This is a genomic window from Alicycliphilus sp. T452 (assembly GCF_054512775.1).
The window spans coordinates 1-1,111 of sequence record NZ_JBTNEH010000072.1; the positions used below are offsets into that span (position 1 = coordinate 1).

2 protein-coding genes are annotated in these 1,111 nt (G+C 66.2%); both read right to left on the reverse strand.

The genetic code is table 11. The features are described 5' to 3' along the window. On the reverse strand, positions 1 to 351 hold a 351-nt coding region (locus ACX12L_RS22945; RefSeq protein WP_459264573.1), incomplete at its 3' end, for an adenine nucleotide alpha hydrolase family protein. Between the two features lie 22 nt (positions 352 to 373). Beyond that, a partial coding sequence (locus ACX12L_RS22950) for an electron transfer flavoprotein subunit beta/FixA family protein (protein ID WP_459264574.1) occupies positions 374 to 1,111 on the reverse strand: 738 nt, incomplete at its 5' end.

Consider the following 1,111-nt stretch of genomic DNA (forward strand, 5'->3'; position numbering starts at 1 on the left):
GACTTTGGTGATGTCGCTGATCTGCGCCACGTCGAGCCTGGCGGCCACGCGCGGGGCCGCGTTCTTGCCGCCGGCCGTGGCGGGGAAGAGGATGTGGCTGTAGTTGCCGGCGATCTGCAGGATCTGGGCGGCGAGGTTTTCCGCCAGGCTGTCCTTGAGGCTGGCGCCGTCGGCGTGGATGACTTTGGCGACGCCGGCGATTTGCGCCGCGGCCTGGGCTGCGCCCTGGGCGTTTTCCCCGGCGACGAGCACGTGCACGTCGGCGCCGCAGGCGGCGGCCGCGGTGACGGTGTTGAGGGTGGCGGCCTTGATGCCGGCGTTGTCGTGTTCGGCGATGACGAGTGCGGTCATGTGCGTGTTCTCCTTCGGGCCTTTAGATGACCTTGGCTTCGTTCCTGAGTTTGGCCACGAGGGTGGCGACGTCGGGCACTTTGATGCCGGCGCCGCGCTTCGGGGGTTCTGCCACTTTGAGGGTTTTCAGGCGCGGGGCGACGTCCACGCCCAGGTCTTCGGGCTTGACGGTTTCCAGCGGCTTTTTCTTGGCCTTCATGATGTTGGGCAGCGTGACGTAGCGCGGTTCGTTCAGGCGCAGGTCGGTCGTGACCACGGCAGGCAAGCTGAGCGCCAGGGTTTCGAGGCCGCCGTCGATTTCGCGCGTGACGTTGACTTTGTCGCCCGCCAGTTCGACTTTGCTGGCGAAGGTGGCCTGGGGCAGGTCGGCCAGGGCGGCGAGCATCTGGCCGGTCTGGTTGGCGTCGTCGTCGATGGCCTGTTTGCCCAGGATGACGAGGCCGGGCTGTTCCTTGTCCACCAGGGCCTTCAGGAGCTTGGCCACGGCCAGCGGCTGCAGTTCGGCGTCGGTTTCCACAAGAACGGCGCGGTCGGCGCCGATGGCCATGGCGGTGCGCAGGGTTTCCTGGCATTGCGCCACGCCGCAGCTGACGGCAATGACTTCGGTGGCCACGCCTTTTTCCTTCAGGCGCACGGCTTCCTCGACGGCGATTTCGTCGAAGGGGTTCATGCTCATCTTCACGTTGGCGATGTCTACGCCCGTGCCGTCCGATTTCACCCGGACTTTCACGTTGTAGTCCACCACGCGCTTGACGGGGAC